Annotated in this window: 15 protein-coding genes and 2 tRNA genes; 2 read left to right on the top strand and 15 right to left on the bottom strand. The window is 35.3% G+C overall.

Annotated features, from left to right (window positions below; all coding sequences use genetic code 11):
- The 12 genes from ACT3CE_RS15605 to mutS form a co-directional block, all read right to left on the bottom strand.
- Window positions 1-609, bottom strand: a complete 609-nt coding sequence (locus tag ACT3CE_RS15605) for a hypothetical protein (protein WP_444710699.1) — start codon at window positions 607-609, stop codon at window positions 1-3.
- Between the two features lie 27 nt (window positions 610-636).
- Complete coding sequence (locus tag ACT3CE_RS15600; RefSeq protein WP_444710698.1) at window positions 637-1,947, bottom strand: V-type ATP synthase subunit B; 1,311 nt, start codon at window positions 1,945-1,947, stop codon at window positions 637-639.
- On the bottom strand, window positions 1,944-3,716 hold the full coding sequence (locus tag ACT3CE_RS15595; RefSeq protein WP_444710697.1) for a V-type ATP synthase subunit A: 1,773 nt from the start codon (window positions 3,714-3,716) through the stop codon (window positions 1,944-1,946). The genes ACT3CE_RS15600 and ACT3CE_RS15595 overlap by 4 nt, the downstream gene beginning before the upstream one ends.
- Window positions 3,717-4,296: 580 nt before the next feature.
- Window positions 4,297-5,649 (bottom strand): TolC family protein, encoded by a 1,353-nt coding sequence (locus ACT3CE_RS15590; RefSeq protein ID WP_444710696.1) that lies wholly within the window; start codon window positions 5,647-5,649, stop codon window positions 4,297-4,299.
- A gap of 108 nt (window positions 5,650-5,757) precedes the next feature.
- Complete coding sequence (locus ACT3CE_RS15585) at window positions 5,758-6,534, bottom strand: enoyl-CoA hydratase/isomerase family protein (protein WP_444710695.1); 777 nt, start codon at window positions 6,532-6,534, stop codon at window positions 5,758-5,760.
- 17 nt (window positions 6,535-6,551) lie between these two features.
- Window positions 6,552-9,593 carry an efflux RND transporter permease subunit gene (locus ACT3CE_RS15580; protein WP_444710694.1) on the bottom strand — a complete coding sequence of 1,014 codons (3,042 nt, stop codon included), beginning with the start codon at window positions 9,591-9,593 and terminating at the stop codon, window positions 6,552-6,554.
- Between the two features lie 4 nt (window positions 9,594-9,597).
- Window positions 9,598-10,677, bottom strand: a complete 1,080-nt coding sequence (locus ACT3CE_RS15575; protein WP_444710693.1) for an efflux RND transporter periplasmic adaptor subunit — start codon at window positions 10,675-10,677, stop codon at window positions 9,598-9,600.
- A 148-nt stretch (window positions 10,678-10,825) separates the two neighbouring features.
- Window positions 10,826-11,392, bottom strand: a complete 567-nt coding sequence (locus tag ACT3CE_RS15570) for a TetR/AcrR family transcriptional regulator (RefSeq protein WP_444710692.1) — start codon at window positions 11,390-11,392, stop codon at window positions 10,826-10,828.
- A gap of 332 nt (window positions 11,393-11,724) precedes the next feature.
- Window positions 11,725-12,192, bottom strand: a complete 468-nt coding sequence (locus ACT3CE_RS15565) for a hypothetical protein (protein ID WP_444710691.1) — start codon at window positions 12,190-12,192, stop codon at window positions 11,725-11,727.
- Between the two features lie 342 nt (window positions 12,193-12,534).
- A tRNA-Leu gene (locus ACT3CE_RS15560) sits at window positions 12,535-12,618 on the bottom strand.
- A gap of 17 nt (window positions 12,619-12,635) precedes the next feature.
- Window positions 12,636-12,708 (bottom strand) — tRNA-Gly (locus tag ACT3CE_RS15555).
- 221 nt (window positions 12,709-12,929) lie between these two features.
- A complete protein-coding gene (gene mutS / locus ACT3CE_RS15550) occupies window positions 12,930-15,545 on the bottom strand; it encodes a DNA mismatch repair protein MutS (RefSeq protein WP_444710690.1) in 2,616 nt (871 codons plus the stop codon).
- A gap of 280 nt (window positions 15,546-15,825) precedes the next feature.
- On the opposite strand from mutS, the gene ACT3CE_RS15545 reads away from it, so the two are divergent.
- Together ACT3CE_RS15545 and ACT3CE_RS15540 are read left to right on the top strand one after the other, a co-directional pair.
- Entirely contained in the window at window positions 15,826-17,157 is a 1,332-nt protein-coding gene (locus ACT3CE_RS15545; RefSeq protein WP_444710689.1) for a saccharopine dehydrogenase family protein, read from the top strand.
- A 79-nt stretch (window positions 17,158-17,236) separates the two neighbouring features.
- Window positions 17,237-17,980, top strand: coding sequence for a hypothetical protein (locus tag ACT3CE_RS15540; protein ID WP_444710688.1), 744 nt, complete (start codon window positions 17,237-17,239; stop codon window positions 17,978-17,980).
- 14 nt (window positions 17,981-17,994) lie between these two features.
- Here ACT3CE_RS15540 and ACT3CE_RS15535 read toward each other — a convergent pair whose 3' ends face one another.
- The 3 genes from ACT3CE_RS15535 to ACT3CE_RS15525 all read right to left on the bottom strand — a co-directional run bounded on the left by ACT3CE_RS15535 (window position 17,995) and on the right by ACT3CE_RS15525 (window position 20,226).
- A complete protein-coding gene (locus tag ACT3CE_RS15535) occupies window positions 17,995-18,717 on the bottom strand; it encodes a tRNA1(Val) (adenine(37)-N6)-methyltransferase (protein ID WP_444710687.1) in 723 nt (240 codons plus the stop codon).
- Window positions 18,718-18,797: 80 nt separating this feature from the next.
- A complete protein-coding gene (locus tag ACT3CE_RS15530; protein ID WP_444710686.1) occupies window positions 18,798-19,574 on the bottom strand; it encodes a TIGR02757 family protein in 777 nt (258 codons plus the stop codon).
- Window positions 19,567-20,226, bottom strand: a complete 660-nt coding sequence (locus ACT3CE_RS15525) for an ABC transporter ATP-binding protein (protein ID WP_444710685.1) — start codon at window positions 20,224-20,226, stop codon at window positions 19,567-19,569. Before ACT3CE_RS15525 ends, ACT3CE_RS15530 begins: the two co-directional genes overlap by 8 nt.
- Window positions 20,227-20,235 lie beyond the last annotated feature (9 nt).

The raw sequence follows: 20,235 nt of genomic DNA, 5'->3' as shown, positions 1-20,235 counted from the left end.
CTACTCCTCCTGATTGTTAGTGATCCGTTCAACCAAATCCTTATTCAATAAGGAAAACAAAGCCTCTTCCACATCCTGCGCACTTAAAACAAACTGAACTCCTTTTTTATCTGTCGAATCCATAATAATTTTAGCGCTACTATCGCCAAGCGGTTTCAATACAATTTGCTCCGAAAACAATTGTTTCAATAGGTATGATTCCATTGCTTTTATTGTATCTTGTGGCACTGCTACTGTTTTATTTCCCGAAATTATACTCACAACCGACTTTACCAATTCCTGTAAAAATTGTTCCTGAGTAAATAAAGCTTCGCATTGTTTCCCAAAAACTGATTTTAAATGTTGAAGAATTGATATTTTTGTTGCCTCAACCATATCTCTCGAAGCCTGAGCAATAGCTTTGCGAGAATTTCCCTCCACCTGTTCGGCTTTCATTTTCGCATCATTCAAAATATTTTTTCTTAACAATTCCGCTTCAGCGATAATTACTTCGGCCTGCTTTTTGGCTTCTTCAATAATTCTTTGTTTTTCCGATTCTCCTGCGTTTATTCCTTTTTCTTTTAATTTGGAAACTATACCCTCCAAATTTTCTTTAGTATTATCAGTCATCTTTACTGTCGTTTTTATGCTTAGTCCTTAGTTCTCACTCCAATATTCCTCAATCAGTTTCTTACTTAGACCTGTTTCATTTGGTTCAAAATGTCTTTTCAGAATATCCCAGCATTTATCCAGAGCAGCTTCCAGCTCAATAGGTTCGCCAAATGGTTCTTCCATATTTGCAATAAAATCTTCTCTGTAGCGCAAAAGTTTTTGTGAAAATGCATCATTTGCGGCTCCAACTTCTGCTGCTTCATAAGCTTTTTCGGCATCGGCAAGTAAAGATGCCATGGCAGTCATTATCGGGCGATGATCGTTTCGGGTTTTTCCGTTAACAGCTTGTTTTAATCGCGAAAGCGAACGTGCTAACTTCAACTTACCATTCTCAAGAAAAAACTGTCCTTCGGTAATGTAACCTGTATTATCAGGCACAGGATCTTCGAGCGATTCCAGTGTTGTTGCTCCAATAATGGTAATTGAACCTGAATCTTCAATATCTGCAGCCACTTCGTAACGCTTGGCCAACTCAGAATAAAGCGATCCCGGATATCCCTGTAGGGATGGAATCTGATCCTGATAGTTGGCTACATTTCGTAAAATATTCGACCAATTGGTCATATCTGTAAGCAATACCAATACATCTTGTCCCTGATCAGCAAATTCGCGCGCTACTCCCAGAGCTACATCTGGCAACATTAATCCTTTAATCTGAGAATCGCCGGCAAGGTGAGTAAACATGATGGTTTTATCGATGTTTCCAGATTGAGAAAGCTGTTCTTTGAAATATTGATATTCATCGAACTTTAATCCAATTCCGGCAAAAATAATTACATCGGCCTGTGCTCCTTTTGCAATTTGAGAAAGCAAACGATTATAAGGTTCGGTAGGACCTGCGAAAATTGGAATCTTCTGCGATTTTAACAGAGTATTAAACACATCAATCATAGGAATACCCGTCCACAATGCCTGCTTGGGCACCAAACGGGCTGTAGGATTCAAAGTATCCAAACGTGTGGACACCTGTTTCTCAAAAATAACTTCAGGACCTCCATCAGCAACATTTCCAATTCCATCGAAACTACGCCCCAGCATATTATGCGAAAAACCCGCTGTTAAGGGAACTTCGTGCATTCGGATTTTTGTTTTCGTACTCAATCCCTGCGTACCATTAAACACCTGAAAACGAGTTGAATCCTCGGTAATATTAATGGCTTTTGCAAAGGAAAGACTTTGATTTGTATCTGCCTCGAGCAGCTCTACCACATGATTTAGCGCCACACCCGGATTTCCTTCTACCGAAATCAAAGCTTTTCCAACCTCACTTATTTTATTTATTTCTTTTCGTATCATAATGCATACTCCTCTTGTAAAATAAACTGTTCAATTTGTTGTGGTAACAATGCAATTTGCTCCTCATCATAAGCACTGCTGTTCCAGTCTTTCCACCATTGGCGCAATTCGTCGAATTTTGCTTTCACCATCTCTTTCAGCTCTTCATCTTCCATTCCATTTTGTGAAAATTCAATCGGATTATCGATTAATTTTTGAACTGCCTGATTGATAACTGTCAACCGTTCGGGTCGTGTACAAGCATCAAGCTCGTGAAAAGCATCTTGCTGCATTACACAAAAATCGATGGTTTGTCCTTTTTGATAAAGAACATATTTTTCGACTGGTACTTTTTTCAAACCAATGGTACTAATGGTTTGGTCGATTCCATTTGCTTCCTGCAATATTTGCAACATTTTGTTTCTATCGTTCCACGAAATAAAACTGTCGTAAACCGAAGTGGTATAAGCCAACGGATCGATAGCCGGATATTTTTTTGCATCGGCACGATCCTGAGACAATCCCCAAAAACCTCCGGTGGCATCCATTGTTGCTTGTGTTACCGGTTCCTGAAAGTTACCTCCTGCCGGAGATACTGTTCCAATAAATGTTAATGAACCTCCAGTTGCAACATCAGCACCGGCGCGTTGATACATACCTTTAATCTGGTCGGGAATATCCATCGGAAAAGCTTCCGGTCCGGGAATATCTCCCTGTCTCCCACTACGTTCGCGAAGAGCCTGAGCCCAGCGAGAAGTTGAATCGGCCAAAAGAATTACATTATATCCCTGATATCGATAATACTCCCCAACAGTTAGCGCAATAAATACACTGGCTTCACGTGCTGCAACCGGCATAGAACTGGTGTTACCAAAAATACACATCCGGTTCATTAAAGATTCACCTGTTGTAGGATCGTCTAATTCTGCAAAATCTTTAAACACCTCAACGGCCTCTCCTGCACGTTCGCCGCATGCAGCCATAATAATTATATCAGCTAAAGCATATTTACAAAGCGAGTGTTGCAAAACTGTTTTTCCTGCACCAAATGGTCCTGGATTTCCTACCGTACCGCCATATCCTACTGGTGCCAGCAAATCAATTACACGTACACCTGTCGAAATGGTCTGGCTTGGAATTGCTCGCTCTTTAAACGGAATTGGTGATTTTACCGGCTGTTGAAATACCAGTTTCAGAACGTGCTTATTCTTATGCTCATCGCTAACAACAGCAACTTCTTGTGTTATATTTACAGAATTCTTATTTATTATACTTTCTACTTTGCATTTGCCAAAGCTAAATGGCACAAGAATTTTATGTAGTAATTTACCTTCCGGAACAGACCCAATAGCATCTCCACCACTTAGGATATCACCAACTTTTACAGATGGTGTAAAATCCCACAATTTCTCCTCATCAAGCGCTGGCGCTTTCATTCCCGGCACCAAATAAGCATTCTGTTCTCCTAGTTTATACAATGGATTTTGTAGTCCGTCCCAAATACTGGTTAAAAGTCCCGGACCTAAAAGCACCGACAAAGGCGTTCCTTTAAATTCAACCAAATCACCAATTTGTGCTCCGGTTAAATCTTCAAACACCTGCATTTCTACAATTCCGGCATTTGCATTCGTATGATCAGGAATTATTTGCAGCACTTCTGCCTGAAGGAGTTTTCCATCTACTGAAATTTCAGCAGTTTCCCCCATAATTACTTCTCCCAGGAATCTAGCTTTAACTAAAGAATCCTGAATTGAAATAAGGCTTCCTGTTCTTTTATTATTACTATCCATAATTCAGATTTTCTAATATCAATATAACCTTATAAACTACATTTGTTTACTTAGTTTACTTCTGTTGCTTTATTGAAAAATATTATTCATTACTTTTATTCAATCTTAAAATTTATCTGTAGAATTCAGAATCAAATCTGTGCTTATTGCAGATTTTTGAGGTGGTTCTATTCTTTCAAATTATCGAAGTAAAACTAATTATTATTTCAATTGGGTGTTCTCTAATTTAGCTTGTTTAATTTTTATTAAGATATTTTAACCTTACATTATTCAATCAATTTTTATCTGAAGCCATACAAAAGAAATAACTTATTTTAAAGATTAAAGAACAGGCTGGCTGTAACATGAATATCTACTATTAAAAAATTTACACTTGACATTTAGTCCTAAACCAATAACTTAATACCCACTAATAAGTTATTTAGACCTCCGAATAACACGCAAATATTAAATCGAATATATCTTAAATTCTAATAATAATTAGTACAACCAACCTGTCCAAACCTACTAATTAAACCAAAAACTATTTAAAAAATTATATATCTATTATCTAGATTAATTTGTGTTTTGCTTTCAAAAACTAAAGTCTTAAATCTCCAATTGACTTATAATATTTAGCTTCGTTGGTTTTTACTTCTGTTTTTGCATTGATATAACTGGCACGTGATTGTTGCCATTGCAATTGCGCATCTAATAAATCTCTGGTAGTTGTTACACCTTCCATTAAACGATTTGTCTCAAGTTTTAAGTTTTCATTTGCCTGCTCGAGTGATGTTGTTGTAAAATCTAATTTCACCAAAGCTTCCTTCAAACGAAAAATTGCTTGTCTTATTTCTAATATGATTAGTTCAGAACTCTCTTCCAAATCAAGTTCAGCTTTTTGAATTGCAATTTTATTTTGCACTTTCTTCAGCTTTTTCTCGCCCCAATGAAACACCGGAATACTCATTGTAACACCAGCATTAAAGGTAAATTCATTTTCCTGCTGTGCGTAGCGATTTGGATTTTGTGACACATAATTTGCATAAGATACAATCTGAGGCAGATAATCAGCATTTGTTATCTTTTTCTCAACTTTAGACATTTCTACCTGATTGTTTAGCATTTTTATTTCTGGTCGGCTATCCAGATGATTTTCACTATACGAAATGGCAGCTAATTGCTCTGGTATATTAATTATAGAGTCCTGAATGTTAATTTTTGATGTAATTCCATTACCAATACTTTGATTTAAACTCATTTTTGCCAATTCTAAATTATTGGATACTTCAATCAATGACAATTTTGAATTGTTTAACTCCACTTGTGTTTTTAACACTTCGTTTTTGGTTACAACCCCAGTTTCATATCTGTTGCGAACTTCTTTTAATACATCGGTTAAAAGTGCAATAGATTTCTCTACTACTCCTTTTTGTTCCTGCAAAGACACAACATTCCAGTATTTTGTTTCTACATCTAATAACAAATCAGATTTGCTTAAATCAACATTATCCTCGGCCATTGATAAAGAAAGAGAAGACAGTTTATTTGCATGTCTTAATTTTCCGCCCATATAAATAGGCAAGCTCATTCCTAAACTTGCTGAATAAGAATTTTCATAAGCCAAATCGCTTATGCTTGCCGGAGAATATACTCCACTTGGTAATCCATCAACTGTTGGCAACTCAAAGCCCGGAACAATCATCTGATTAGGATCGGATAAATAAGTATAGCTTGATGATATATCAAATGCAGGCAACATAGATCTCTTACTCAATGTTAGCGAAGCCTCACTCGACTCCAAATCGGATAAAGCAGACTTTACCGTTTGGTTGTGGTCCATTGCTTTTTGTTTGCAATCGTGAAGTGTTAAAACTTCTTGTGCATTTATTTTTGGAATCATCAACAGCCCAAGAAAAAGGGCCATTGATATCTTTACTATTATATTATTCATCTGTTTATCGTTTTTTTTGTATTGTCAGATGGAAGCCACAAGATTAAAATAATCATTGTTATAGTCTTAATGATTTTTTTAATCATGCTCGTTTCATTGGATTTGAAATTATTTAATTCGAGATATTTTCCGATCATTTAAATTTTTCTTCTTGCGAATACAGGTTAATAAATAATCATTTTCCTCTTGTAAACAAATATCAAGTTTCTGTATTCTGCTTTGCTGAACTATTTTTACTGCTTCAAATTCGATATAATCGAACCTTGAATAGCGTTCTGCAAGCTTAAGAACTCTTTCTTTTAACTCTTCCTGGTTATAAGCCTCATCTATAATATGTTTTTGAAGCAAATCGGATGAATGAACCTTATCAGACTGGAAAAGCATTTTTACCGGATTTACGTACATCAGGTTCGATTCTACAAAAGTTGCACCTCCTTTGGGGATATTCACAAAATTGTAGTTGTCGTTATCAATATAAAAATCACGCGAAACAAATCTCAGATCTGCAGCCATGCTTAAACTAAACAACATAGCACTAACAGGCTTCGAGTAAACTGAAAAAACAATCTTATGCATCGATTTAATTTTCAGAAGCAATTGATTAAATGTTCTAAATACCCTTAAAATATTACCCTCGTAATTACTAGCCTCGTATAATGCATTCCACTTTTCTTTGTATTTATCCAAGTTAAAATCCGGATGATTATTTCTGATAACCAAAACTTTAACATCTTGATTTTCATTTACCTCATCCAAAAAACTCAATAACTGATTTCTATGATCAAAGGTTTCTTGTTCCAGAATTAAACTATAGTTCAAATAAAGAACCAGAGTTCCTTCGTTTAATTCTGAGTAGAAATATTTCGTATTTATTTCAGTTTTCATCTTTATTTATTTTAGGATTATTCAGTCACTTTTATTCCGTAAAAAATCACATAAAGCAATGGCACTACAATAAGAGTAAGAACTGTTGCAAACAGTAAGCCGAAAATGATAGTAATGGCCATTGAACCATACATAGCATCTGTAATAATTGGTGTCATACCTAAAATTGTAGTAACGGCTGCTAAGAATACTGGACGTAAACGACTAACAGCTGCATCAACAACTGCTGGCAAAGGTTTCATTCCCTCAGACTCCAGATTTATATTAATCTGATCCATTAGTACAATGGCATTTTTCAGCACCATACCTATTAAGCCTAAAAATCCTACAATAGCCATAAAACCAAAGGCATTATTTGTTACAAATAGTCCTATTCCAACACCAATTATCGACAAAGGAATAATTGCAATTACGACCAATGACTGACGTACGCTATTAAAAAGCATAACAATAATAAATACCATTAAAAGCATGGCCATGGGAAAAAATGTTCCAGTACCCTCTTTCGATTCTGTAGAAGGTTTTAATTCACCATCCCACATAATGCCATAACCTGATGGTAATGGAATAGCTTCGATTTTATCTTTTATTGCAGCTAATAGCGTTGCACCTGTCATATCGGAATTAGCAGGATCGCATTGTACCGTAATAGCACGCTGACGATTATATCGTTTGATCACACTATTTTCCCATGATACGCTAATACTATCAACCACTTCTTTCAGTGGTACTGAATATGCTCCAGTCTGCGACCAAACACTTGTATTTTCAATAGCCTCTATGCTATTTTTGGCTGTCTGATCTACTTTTAACATGACCGGCAATTTTTCTTCATTCTCACGATATAAACCAATACCTAATCCTGTACTCGTTAATTGTTGTATGGCATTTCCCAAATCACTTCTGGAAATTCCTGCACGCGAACCTTTTACTTGTGAATATTTTGGAGCCCAGGTCAGCACTTTATTTCTCCAGTCATCACAAATGTCACCACATTCGGGTGCGTTGTGCATAATTGCTTTGGCTTGCTCCGATAAATTTCTTAAGACAGCAGGGTCGGGTCCCATAAATCGGGCTTCAACTTTGTAAGCAATTGGCGGTCCTGCAATATATTTTTTTACTCTTGCTCTGGCTTGTGGATAATTGTCTCTAAAGTATTCTGTAATCTTCGGAATCATTTCATCGGTTTCGTCCGAACTATGCGTTTCAACCACCAGGTAACCAAAGCTCGTATTATAATTTTCGGCCTGAGCAGCTAATAAAAATCGAGAAGGTGTTTGACTTATTGCTGTTGTAACATTAACCACCTCAGGATAATTTTCAAGAAGATCTTTCTCAGCCATAAGCATATCCTGTTCAACTTTGTTTACCGAACTTCCCTCGGGCAACCAATAATCCACAATAAAATATGGCTTTTGCATAGGATCAAAGAAAGACTGCCTTAAATTGGTAAATGCCACTAAAGAAATAATTAGAAATCCAATTACTCCAAACAATGAAATCCATCGATGCTTTAAGGTTCCCAACAAAATACCTTTAAACTTCTGATAAAATTTACTAGCGTAAGGATCTTTAATTTCTTTAGGTGCTTTCAGGAATTTCTCGTTTGTAATAGCTGTTTGTGTCATGGCAAAAAACCAACTCAGAATCAGCGAAATGGCCAATACCAGAAATAAATCATGACAAATTTCTCCAGCTGCATTAGGCGCAAGAAATACTGGTAAGAATGCCAATATAGCAATCAGTGTTGCACCTAACAAAGGAAGCGATGTTGAACTTGAAATATCCACAATGGCTTTTCTGCGATTCATTCCTTTTTGTAAGGAAACCAAAGTTCCATCGGTAACTACAATAGCATTATCAACCAACATTCCCATTGCAATAATAATAGCTGCAAGCGATGTACGATGAAGACTAATGTTCATCACATTCATTACAATAAGAGTTCCCAAAATTGAGAATACCAAACCACTACCAATTAGTAATCCCGATTGCCATCCCATAAACAATAACAATACAACTACAACAATAGCTACCGATGCAATCAGGTTCATAATAAAACCATCATTAGCTTTCTCTACCTCTTTGGCCTCATTGTATACGGATGTTATTTCTACTCCTAAAGGTAAATTAGGTCTGATGTTTTCTAACTTAGCATTAATATTTTCGGCCAATGTGAGTACATTTCCCCCTTTGGTTGTAGAAATTCCTAAGCCAATTGCATTCTGTTTATTTCTTTTCATCAAACCCTGAGCCGGTTCCAGAAAAGACTTTTTAATTTCCGCTACATCTTTTAAATAGAACTGTTCTTCTCCAACCTGTACAATCGTGTTTTTAATTTCTTCCAGATTTTTAAAGGCATTATTACCTGAAACTCTGATGTAACGATCGTTGATTTCAATACTTCCAGCGGCAGCAATCTCAGCTTGAGAATTAAATGCCTGAGCAATAATACCGGGATTAACTCCCAATTCCGATTTTTTTGATTCCTTAATGATCACATCAACAACTTCGGTACGATTTCCAAACAAGGTAATTTTACCAACTTGGTCAACCGGTAATAATTCCTGTTTCAAATACTGAGCATAATCGTTTAGTTCTTCGTAAGTAAATCCATCGCCGGTAATTGCATAAAACATTCCATATACATCACCATAATCATCAATTACCTGAGGAGTTTTTGCTCCTGAAGGTAAATTTCCTTCTGCATCTTTTAGTTTTTTACGAAGAATATCCCAAACCTGTGGCATTTCTTTTGATCGTAACTTATCTTCCAGTTCAATTTCAACGATAGAAAGACCTGCATACGAACTCGAAAATATTTCATCGATATTATCCATACTTTGAGCTGCACGCTCTACTACCTCGGTTACTTCCTGTTCCACCTCGTGAGGGGATGCACCCGGATATTGTGTAACAACCAAAGCTGTTTTAATAGTAAACACGGCATCTTCGAGTTTACCCATACTGAAGTAAGACGAAACTCCTCCCACCATTACAATCAGCAACAAGAAGTAAACTACAATCTTGTTCTTTAGTGAATATTCTGTTAAATTCATTTTCTTACAATTTGTGACCTACATTTGTTTTTGAAAATCCTTCGTACTTCTTTACTTTTTGGCCTTCAAATAGATAATTAACTCCTGTGCTAACAATATTTTCTCCACCAGTCAATCCTTTTTGTATTTCTATCATATCGTTAGCCAATATTTTTCCACTGGCCACTTCCTTTGCAGAAACAGTTTTTGAATTTTCGTTAAATAGCCATACGAATGTTTTATTTTCTTTATTGAATACACAGGTAACAGGAATTTCCAGAGAAGCTACAGAATCAGCTCCATTTTCAATAATCTCAAGGTGTGTTGTCATTCCTGAACGAAGCTTTACATTATCCGGCGCATCAATCAATATTGATATAGGATAAGATTGTTTTGAGATACTAGTTTTGTGTCCTACTTCTTTTAAAGTTCCGGGAATACTTATTTTTTTATTCCCTACTTCTACTAAGCAAGCATATTGAGTGCTATCATTAATTTTATCTAAATCCTCTAAGGAAATCCAGGCTTTCACTTCAAATTTTGAAAGATCAATAAACGAGACAATAGCTTGTCCAGGATTTACTTCTTCAAAATTATTCACGTATACATCACTAATGTATCCGGAAAACGGAGCTTTTAACTCAGTATCCTCTAATGCATTTTTAGCCGACTCGTAAGCCGTTTTTGCTGCAGTATAATTCGATTCCATAAGATCGTAAGTACTTGCAGATACACTTTCTTTTTCCAATAAAGTCTTATAGCGCTTATATTCTGCACTAGCTAATTTATAAGCTGCCTGTGTCGATTCTAGTGCAATTTTGTAATCACGTGTATCAATTTTAGCAATTACCTGTCCTTTTGATACATAATCGCCAATAATGTCGTTCAATTTAACCAACGGACCATTTACTCTAAATGCAAGCTTTGTCTCTCGCTTCTCATTAATACTTGCAGGAACAATTGTTGCATTGTTCTGATTTACCTTACTACTTGTATGATAAACTTTAACCGATCTTACATGTACTTTTTCTTTGGCTTTTTCTTTACAACCAACAAAAATCGACATTCCTATCAGCAAATAGCTGATACCTTTTAAATACTTCATTACTCAAACATTAGTAGATTTTCAATATTAATTTATTTACACCACTGTGTAAACTATTTTTGTGTTCTTAGTTTACTTTTGTTCAAAAAAATAAGGCTTACTTTAGCTATAATGCTTAAGTATCCCCAAGATTTTTAGTTAATTATCTCTATTTTTTAATTATTTCAAATAAAAATTTTAATTGCTCTTTTATTTTAATTTCAAAATCAGCCTTACCTTTACTATTCATCACATTATAACTCATCAAGGCTTCCACTATATGATCAATAATTTTAGGATTCACATCATCTCTTAGTAAGTTTTTCTCACATCCTTTTTCAATAAATGCAATTATTAACTCATGATGAATATCAATTTTCTCATCAATCATTTTTGATATTTGAGGATATTCTGTTCTTATAGTCTTCGAACTGGCAATCACATATTCGTCAATTCCATTTGCAATCTGATCCGACAAATTATCAAGCAAAGTATAATAATCAACATCCTGCTTTATAAACTTTCTAAAATTCTCTGCATATAAATTAAAAGTATCCTGATAACACCTGTACAATAATTCTTCCTTGCTACCTATTATTTTATAAAGTGTTCTTTTAGACATTCCGCATTCTTTTGCCAAATCATCCATATTCCACCCCTTAACTCCTCGTTTTAGCAAAATGTTTTTAGTACTTTCAAAAACAATTTTTTCTATATTCTCGTTTCCAAACTTCATAACAAGTAAACCAATTATATTATTTTAGTTTATTCTGTGCAAATGTAATTTATTTTTATTCCACAGCAAGTAAATTTTGATTTTTTAACATTATTTTCATTTCACAAAAAAAGAAGCAATATAAATGAAAACCATGTAAATATTACCCAAACTAATTGAAGTACGGTTTAACGAATAATACTACTTCTTCTGTATCGATTTGTCAATTAACTGATAAAAAATTCCAGAAGTTATCCTGATAACATAAAAAATTTATAATTATATTATCAATCACATTTTCTTCAGAATGAATTCGTTTCATATATTGCCTTTAGCAAAATAAAGCTTAAATATTAAGCATTCTTCTTTACTATTTTCTTAGGTTTTAATATGGAAATAAAAACTGCAATAATAAGCGTGCCTGTCATACAAACTCCCATAGTAAGATGACTATTCATATACCATCGATAGTCTGAGTTTTTTACTGAATCCAAACCAAGTTGTCCAGATATTTCTACAGTTTTTGCAATACATGGTTCGGAGAATATAGTACCAAGCACTATTATAAGAACCGTAATTACCCATTTGAATATTAACCAACCATGTTTGAAGTATCCCCATGGAGTTAGTTGAGAATAAATCCAACCAGTTAAAAGGCTTAAAATTGCTGAAGGAACAAGAATTCTCATATCTATAAAATATACAATACGATTCACATTAAAAATCGTATCTAGTTTTAGTAAAACTCTAGAGGTAACACCTCCCTGATTCTGGATGTATTTAAACTTCAAATCATTATCACTCACCTGCCTGTTATTCATAAATAATCCAGTAATTATTCTGAAATCACACAAAATTGGATTCTAAAAATAGTAGAAATTTGCTTAAATGGGTGATCGGATAAGATAGGAAATAAAATCGCAGCACAAATGATTCTGCTAAAAGGTAAGGTAATTACCGATGATAATCTTTTACTACGAATAGTAGGGGCTTTAGAAGATAGTTTAAAGGTCTTGCAAGTCTAAAAGTATTCTATACAGATTAAAAAAATTGATCCGTTAATTTATTTAGAGGCTCAATTTTTGTGACTGATCTAAACATTCCCCATTCGTTCTATAAAAAAACAAAACCCTCATAAACATTGCTGTTTATGAGGGTTATTGTACCCGGGGCGGGACTTGAACCCGCACGGCCTAAAGGCCACTGGATTTTAAGTCCAGCGTGTCTACCAATTCCACCACCTGGGCATCCTTATTGGATTTTGAGCGAGAAACGAGACTCGAACTCGCGACCCTAACCTTGGCAAGGTTATGCTCTACCAACTGAGCTATTCTCGCATTATTTGCTTTAAAAGTGAACCGTTGTTCTCTCAATTGCGATGCAAATATATGCGTATTTTTTGATTCTGCAAAAGAAAAAAAACATTTCTGCTATTTTTTTTAAATCAGCAGAAAATCTTTCTGCAACTTCACATTTCTGACTCCTTGAAATTCAGATAGTACGCGCCGAAAGCCTTTATAAATGGGAGACTCACTTTTTTTTTATTTTTTTTATCTGATTACAATCCTGAGATCTTTTTTATCTCATTTAGCTTGTTTAATGCTTCGATTGGGGTTAGGTTATTTATATCCAAATCAGAAATCTCTCCTCTTATTTGTTCCAAAACCGGATCATCTAACTGAAAAAAGCTCATTTGATATCCTTCTCTTTGCTGTGCAATATTTCCAATGGGCTTAGCCAACGACTCTTCATTTTTATTTCCTTCTAGTTGCTCTAAAATCTCATCGGCACGCTTTACAACCGATTTAGGCATACCTGCCATTCGGGCCACATGAATACCAAAACTATGATTCGACCCTCCGGAAATCAGCTTTCTAAGAAAAATCACTTTGTTATTTACTTCCTTTACCGAAACATTATAATTCTTTACCCTGTTAAACGATTTTTCCATCTCATTTAACTCATGATAATGCGTAGCAAATAATGTTTTCGCTTTCGACTTTGCATTTTCATGTATATACTCAACAATCGACCAGGCTATAGAAATTCCATCGTACGTACTGGTTCCTCTTCCGAGCTCATCTAATAAAATTAAACTTCGGGAAGACAAATTATTCAAAATACTGGCTGCCTCGTTCATTTCTACCATAAAGGTAGATTCTCCTGATGAAATATTATCTGACGCTCCTACGCGAGTAAATATTTTATCTACATAGCCTATTTTTGCCGACTCGGCAGGAACATAACTCCCCACTTGTGCCATAAGTACGATTAAGGCTGTTTGACGCAACAAAGCCGATTTACCAGCCATATTCGGACCTGTAATAATTATTACCTGCTGGTTTTCATTATCGAGATAAACATCATTGGCAATGTACTGCTCATCAATTGGCAATTGTTTTTCGATTACCGGATGTCGCCCTTGCTTAATATCAATTACCTGTGTATCGTTAATTTCCGGACATGAGTACTTATTCTCTCTGGCTAAACGTGCAAAAGACAGCAAACAGTCTAAACGCCCAATCATGGCAGCATTTAACTGAATTGTTGATATATAATCGGCAATTCCTAAAACCAGCTCGTTATACAGGCGAGTTTCGAGAGCCAGAATTTTTTCCTCTGCTCCTAATATCTTTTCTTCGTATTCTTTTAGCTCCTGAGTAATGTATCGTTCTGCACTAACCAAAGTTTGCTTCCTAATCCATTCCTCGGGCACTTTATCTTTGTGTGTATTTCTTACTTCTATATAGTATCCAAATACATTATTAAAACCTATTTTAAGCGATGGAATTCCTGTTCGTTCACTTTCACGAACCTGCATTTGCACTAAATAATCTTTCCCCGAAAAGGCAATTTTCCTAAGATCATCGAGCTCTTTAGAAACTCCATTGGCAATTACTCCCCCTTTGCTTACCATATTAGGAGGATCGGCCTTTATTTCCTTCTCTATCTTCTCTCGTACGCTTAAACAGGGATTCAACTGATCACCAATTTTCAAAAGACCATTATTTCCGCTACTCAAACAAAAATCGCGTATGGGTTCAATGGCAATTAATGCATTCTTTAATTGAATCACTTCACGAGGACTCACTCTGGCAACAGCAACCTTAGAAATAATCCGCTCCAAGTCACCAATCTGTCTAATTTCATCTTCGATTGTGCTGGCTTCATTTTCTCTTGAATGAAAAAATTTCACCACATCCAATCTGCTGTTTATTCTTGTAATATCTTTTAAAGGTAAAGCAATCCAGCGTTTTAACAAACGCGATCCCATTGGCGATAAGGTTTTATCCATTACCTGCGATAAAGTATGTGCTCCGTCGTTTAAAACACCAAATAATTCAAGGTTACGAACCGTAAACTTATCAAGCCACACATACCTGTCCTCTTCAATTCTAGACAACTGAGTTACATGACCGGTCTGACTGTGTTTGGTAATATCCAGATATTGAAGAATAGCTCCCGAAGCAATTATTCCATTCCTGAGGTTCTGAACACCAAATCCTTTTAGCGAGGACGTTTCGAAATGACGCAACAAACGATCCTTGGCAGCACTTTCGGTAAACACCCAATCGTCCATGGTAAAAGTGTAAAATTTGCCACCAAACAATTCATGAAAAATTTTCTCTTTTCCTTTCTGATATAATACTTCTTTGGGCTGAAAATTACCCAGTAACTTATCGATGTATTCAAAACTTCCTTCAGCAGTAAGAAATTCACCGGTCGACGCATCTAGAAAAGCAATTCCCGCCGATTTTTTCTCCAAATGAACACAGGCTAAAAAATTATTTTCCCGATACTCAAGCACATTGTCATTATAGGAAACCCCGGGAGTTACCAACTCAATAATTCCCCGTTTTACAATTTTCTTGGTTTTTTTCGGATCCTCCAGCTGCTCGCAAATAGCCACACGCATTCCTGCACGAACCAATTTTGGCAAATAGGTATCTATGGCGTGATGCGGAAATCCTGCCAACTCAACATAAGATGCCGAACCATTGGCCCGCTTTGTTAATGTAATTCCTAAAATTTCGGATGCCCGAACTGCATCATTTTCAAATGTCTCGTAAAAATCGCCAACTCTAAAAAGTAAAATTGCATCAGGATGTTTGTCTTTCATCTGATAATATTGCTTCATTAGGGGCGTTTCGACAGCTTTTTTTTGTTTTGCCAAGGGAAAAATATTTAGAATTTACTCTCTTTTATTATCTCGAACAAATATACTCATTCCTTAAAAATAGATAGGATATATATTCAAATACATGATGATTATAAATCTCTTTCGAAAAAAAAATATTAAAAAATCTATCAATTGTGATGGTATTTACTTTTGTATTGTTGTAAATTTAAACAAGGCTGAAATACAAAAACAGGTAATTTATTCCCTTAAACAGTAGAATAATCTCTTTTTTATTGATGATTTACATCTTAAATTAGATACAAATAATATTGATATGAAAAACATTCTAATTATTGGAGCTGGTCTTTCTTCTACCAATCTAATACAGTACTTGCTTAAACAATCGGATAAATATAATTGGAAAATTACCCTTGGCGACATGTCGCTGCAAGCTGCACAAAAAAAGATAGGTCTTCATCCTAATGGTACTGCTCTCCGATTTAACTTAAAAGATTTAGAGCAAAGAGCAAGTGAAATTTCGGCTGCCGATATTGTAATAAGTATGGTACCTGCCTCTTTACATATTATTGTTGCTAAGGAATGTTTAAAATATGGCAAACATCTGCTAACTCCTTCTTATGTTTCTCCCGAAATGCAGGAACTACATGAAGAAGCAAAAGAACAAGGACTATCGTTTTGGAACGAATTGGGTGTAGACCCTGGAATTGATCACATGTCGGCCATGAGAGTTATCAATAAAATTAAAAAAGAGGGTGGCAAATTGCTTTCTTTTAAATCATTTTGTGGCGGTTTAGTTGCACCCGATTGCGATGACAACCCATGGCATTATAAATTCTCCTGGAATCCAAAAAATGTAGTCCTTGCCGGACAAGGCATAGCCCAATACAAAGAAAATGGGCATTACAAATACATTCCTTATTACAATTTATTCAGTAATATTATCAAAACTGAAATTGATGCTTACGGGGAATTTGAAGTGTATCCAAACAGAGATTCTTTGCACTATTGTAAGCTTTACGGATTAGAAGATATACCAACCATTATTAGAGGCACATTGCGTCGCCCCGGATATTGCGAAGCCTGGAACATATTGGTGCGCTTAGGTTGCACCGACGATTCCTACAAAATAAAAAACTCTCATCTATTATCGGGCAGATCATTTTTAAATAGTTTTCTTCCTGGCGATCTGGAACATACCGAAGAAAATCTAAATGAATTTATGAACATAAATAAAAATTCTGAAGCTTTTCATAAACTAAAATGGCTTGGTTTGTTTTCAAATGAAACTATTGGCATTAAAGATGCTAGTCCGGCGATGATCCTGCAATCAATTCTGGAAAAAAAATGGGCCTTAAACGAAAAAGACCGAGACTTATTGGTTATGCAGCATCAGTTTGAGTTTACAAATACAGGCATGAAAAAACAGATCATCTCATCGATGTGCTGCGAAGGAAAAGATAAAAACAATACTGCAATGTCGTATACGGTTGGTACTCCTTTGGCCATTGCAACCAAACTTCTTGCAATAGGTAAGCTAAATTTACCTGGGGTTCACATTCCTACTACTCCCGAACTTTACGAACCTATCTTAAATGAACTGGAAACTTTAGGTGTTAAATTTATCGAAAAAGAAATCATTTTATAATTTTTAAAAACTTTAGATTTGTTCGCTTAAATTAGATTCGTATTTTCCTATTTTTGAATAAAATCTAATATTAGCTTTTATGCTTCGAATTTACCTTTTACTATCGGTTTTTGTAATTACTGTTACATCCTGTTCATCTGTTCAATATTTTAACAGTTATTGGAACCCGATATCTTCTAAAGAAAATTTTAAAACTACCGAAGCAATTTATTATCATCCAAGCGATAAAACAAGCTTGAAAGTATTTAACAACAATACATCTATTGATATTATTCTGGAGACCAATTCTCCAATTACCCTACGAAAAATTTACAATTTGGGACTTAGTATCTGGATAGATCCGAATGGAAAATCGAAAAATATTTTTGCTGTAAATTATCCAATGCCAGTTGATATTCCATTTACCGACAAACAATTCAGATCCTACTTAAAAAGGTTTACTACCGTTGAATTTCAGGAAGAATTAATTGATAGGTTTCAGGATTATGAAATTATAGATAGACAAATTAATGAGAGTGTTTTACTTAATACGACCTATGTAAATGAGGAGGTAAAAGTATTTTTAAATACAAACAAACAGGTTTTATTTAGCTGCCGGATTCATATCCCCCTAAAAAAATTATATTTCGATAAAAAACCTGCAAATTCGATTCTTAGTATTGGTATCGCCAGCGTAAACGAAGCTGATCAGGAATATTATTCGGCCCTAAGCAGTAAAGAGTACATTCAAAAAAGAGTGGATGAACTAAAAGCCGGAGCTTATGAAAGTAAGTATGAACTGGAAGAATACTGGACTAATTTTCGCTTACTATCAAAAGAATAGAGAAATCTTATGTGTTAAAATTTAAGATAAAAATCTTTGGTAAGAGTCATATACTCGGCTGTATAAACATGCCTTTGTCCATTTTCTATTGCAAGACTATAATCTTGTAGTACAACTTCTTGCAGTGAAAATTCCAACAAATATCTTTTTGCCGGTTTTCCTGGATTTGGCAAAACAGAAACTTTTCTCCTGGCATAAAAACCATTTAATCTGGCAATACGCTCAAAATATTCTCCTTCTTCAATTGGTAAAATAACCGATAATGTACCTGTTGGTTTTAAGAGTTTTTTTGCTCCTACTACTAATTCCTCAAATGGCAAATGATTGGCACTTCTGGCTTTTGTCCGCGCTTCTCCTTTGGCATTTAAGCCATTCATAAAATAAGGCGGATTGCTCACAATTCTATCGTAACCATTCGCTTCTGTTTTATTACAAAAATCCTGAAAAGAAAGATGATAAGCGTGAATTTTATGGCTCCACAAACAATTGTTTATATTCTCGGAGGCTTGTTCATAAGCCGAATCATCAATTTCTACTGCATCAATCTTCGCATTAACATTTGTGCGCTGGGCAAGCATAATTGCAATTAATCCACTTCCAGTTCCAATGTCAAGAATTCTATCAGTCCCATCAATCTCAGTCCATGCACCCAATAAAACCCCATCGGTTCCCACTTTCATGGCTGACCCTTCCTGATTAATTCTAAACTGTTTGAATTTAAAGTAATTGTTCGACATTGTATTTTATTGAGTAGATTTAAAAAAGAATAAATTCTTCTAAAGCCTGAATATAGAGGTAATTCGATTATATTTTCCTGTTAAAATTTCTCAAAAATCCCCAATCCAAAAAGAGCAAAATCATATTTTACAGGATCCTTTGGATCAAGTTTTCTTAAATTTGAAGTTATTTCATCAACAGCAGGCCAGTCGTTCTGTTTTCTTGTGAGTAAACCTAGCTTTCGCCCCACATTTCCGGTATGAACATCTAAAGGCAAAAATAAATCGGCAGACTTAATCCCGGTCCACAGGCCCAAATCAACAGCACGTTCGTCTTTTCTTACCATCCAGCGCAAAAACATATTTATACGCTTGGCAGCCGACTTTTTATCCACATTAGAAATGTGCTTCTCGGTTCGTTGCGGGTGATTAATTTCGAAAAAAACCTTACGAAAGTAAGATATCGCACCTTTTACATCGCCCGTTTGTTTTCTTCCGGAAGTAAAAACAGATTCTAAACCTGCATGATTCTTATATATATTTCGCAATGATTTTAAAAAGAAAATACAATCTTCTCCATTAAAAGTCCTGTGCTTAAAACCCTTGAAAACGTCAAAATCGGAATCGGAAGCAGTCATGACAAAATGATAAGGCTGCTGCCCCATTAGCTCCATTAACTGCTGTGCATTACGAATAATAGTTTGTCGCTGTCCCCAGGCAATACTCGCACTCATAAATCCTGCAATTTCAATATCCTCTTTACGCTTAAATTGTTTTATTATTTGAATAGGATCGCTTCCTATAAAAGATTCACGATTATACAAATCATACTTTTCCTCCAAAAAGTCTTTTAATTCCAATGGGGTTAAATCAAGCATCTTTTTCAATCTGTCCGTCCGAAATTACAATTTTCCGATCCGATAATTCGGCCAATTCAGGATCATGCGTTACAATAATAAACGTCTGGTTAAACTGATCGCGCAAAGTAAAAAAAAGTTCGTGAAGTTCCTGTCTGCTTTTAGAATCAAGATTTCCGGATGGCTCATCGGCTAAGATTACAAGAGGATCGTTTATTAAAGCACGTGCCACAGCTACTCTTTGCTTTTCTCCACCCGACAATTCTGAGGGCTTATGATCTAAACGATGCCCTAAGCTTAGCATTTCTAATAACTCCTTGGCACGTTTGGTAGCTTCGTGTTTGGATTTATTAGCTATATAAGCAGGTATACAAACATTCTCTAATGCGGTAAATTCAGGCAACAAATGATGAAACTGGAAAACAAACCCAATGTTGGAATTTCGAAAAGCCGATAAATCATTCTCATTTAATAAGGAAACATCTGTTCCACCGTAAAAAATGGAACCTGTATCGGGTCGATCCAGAGTTCCTAATATCTGCAATAAAGTTGTTTTTCCTGCTCCACTGGCTCCAACCACCGAAACAATCTCTCCTTTTTTAATACAAAGATCAACTCCCTTTAAAACATTTACGCTTCCAAAACTTTTTTTGATTTGTTCTGCACTGATCATATAGACTCA

Origin of the sequence: Marinifilum sp. RC60d5 (genome assembly GCF_052400665.1) — a bacterium.
Classification (GTDB): domain Bacteria; phylum Bacteroidota; class Bacteroidia; order Bacteroidales; family Marinifilaceae; genus JBQTGK01.
The sequence above is the reverse complement of the archived record's forward strand: the minus strand, read 5'-3'. Positions and strand labels throughout refer to the sequence as shown.

Bases quoted from the DNA above. Each gene is read 5' to 3' on its own strand.
- ACT3CE_RS15605 (WP_444710699.1), bottom strand. From the start codon at position 609: ATGACTGATAATACTAAAGAAAATTTGGAGGGTATAGTTTCCAAATTA.
- ACT3CE_RS15600 (WP_444710698.1), bottom strand. From the start codon at position 1,947: ATGATACGAAAAGAAATAAATAAAATAAGTGAGGTTGGAAAAGCTTTG.
- ACT3CE_RS15595 (WP_444710697.1), bottom strand. From the start codon at position 3,716: ATGGATAGTAATAATAAAAGAACAGGAAGCCTTATTTCAATTCAGGAT.
- ACT3CE_RS15590 (WP_444710696.1), bottom strand. From the start codon at position 5,649: ATGAATAATATAATAGTAAAGATATCAATGGCCCTTTTTCTTGGGCTG.
- ACT3CE_RS15585 (WP_444710695.1), bottom strand. From the start codon at position 6,534: ATGAAAACTGAAATAAATACGAAATATTTCTACTCAGAATTAAACGAA.
- ACT3CE_RS15580 (WP_444710694.1), bottom strand. From the start codon at position 9,593: ATGAATTTAACAGAATATTCACTAAAGAACAAGATTGTAGTTTACTTC.
- ACT3CE_RS15575 (WP_444710693.1), bottom strand. From the start codon at position 10,677: ATGAAGTATTTAAAAGGTATCAGCTATTTGCTGATAGGAATGTCGATT.
- ACT3CE_RS15570 (WP_444710692.1), bottom strand. From the start codon at position 11,392: ATGAAGTTTGGAAACGAGAATATAGAAAAAATTGTTTTTGAAAGTACT.
- ACT3CE_RS15565 (WP_444710691.1), bottom strand. From the start codon at position 12,192: ATGAATAACAGGCAGGTGAGTGATAATGATTTGAAGTTTAAATACATC.
- ACT3CE_RS15545 (WP_444710689.1), top strand. From the start codon at position 15,826: ATGAAAAACATTCTAATTATTGGAGCTGGTCTTTCTTCTACCAATCTA.
- ACT3CE_RS15540 (WP_444710688.1), top strand. From the start codon at position 17,237: ATGCTTCGAATTTACCTTTTACTATCGGTTTTTGTAATTACTGTTACA.
- ACT3CE_RS15535 (WP_444710687.1), bottom strand. From the start codon at position 18,717: ATGTCGAACAATTACTTTAAATTCAAACAGTTTAGAATTAATCAGGAA.
- ACT3CE_RS15530 (WP_444710686.1), bottom strand. From the start codon at position 19,574: ATGCTTGATTTAACCCCATTGGAATTAAAAGACTTTTTGGAGGAAAAG.
- ACT3CE_RS15525 (WP_444710685.1), bottom strand. From the start codon at position 20,226: ATGATCAGTGCAGAACAAATCAAAAAAAGTTTTGGAAGCGTAAATGTT.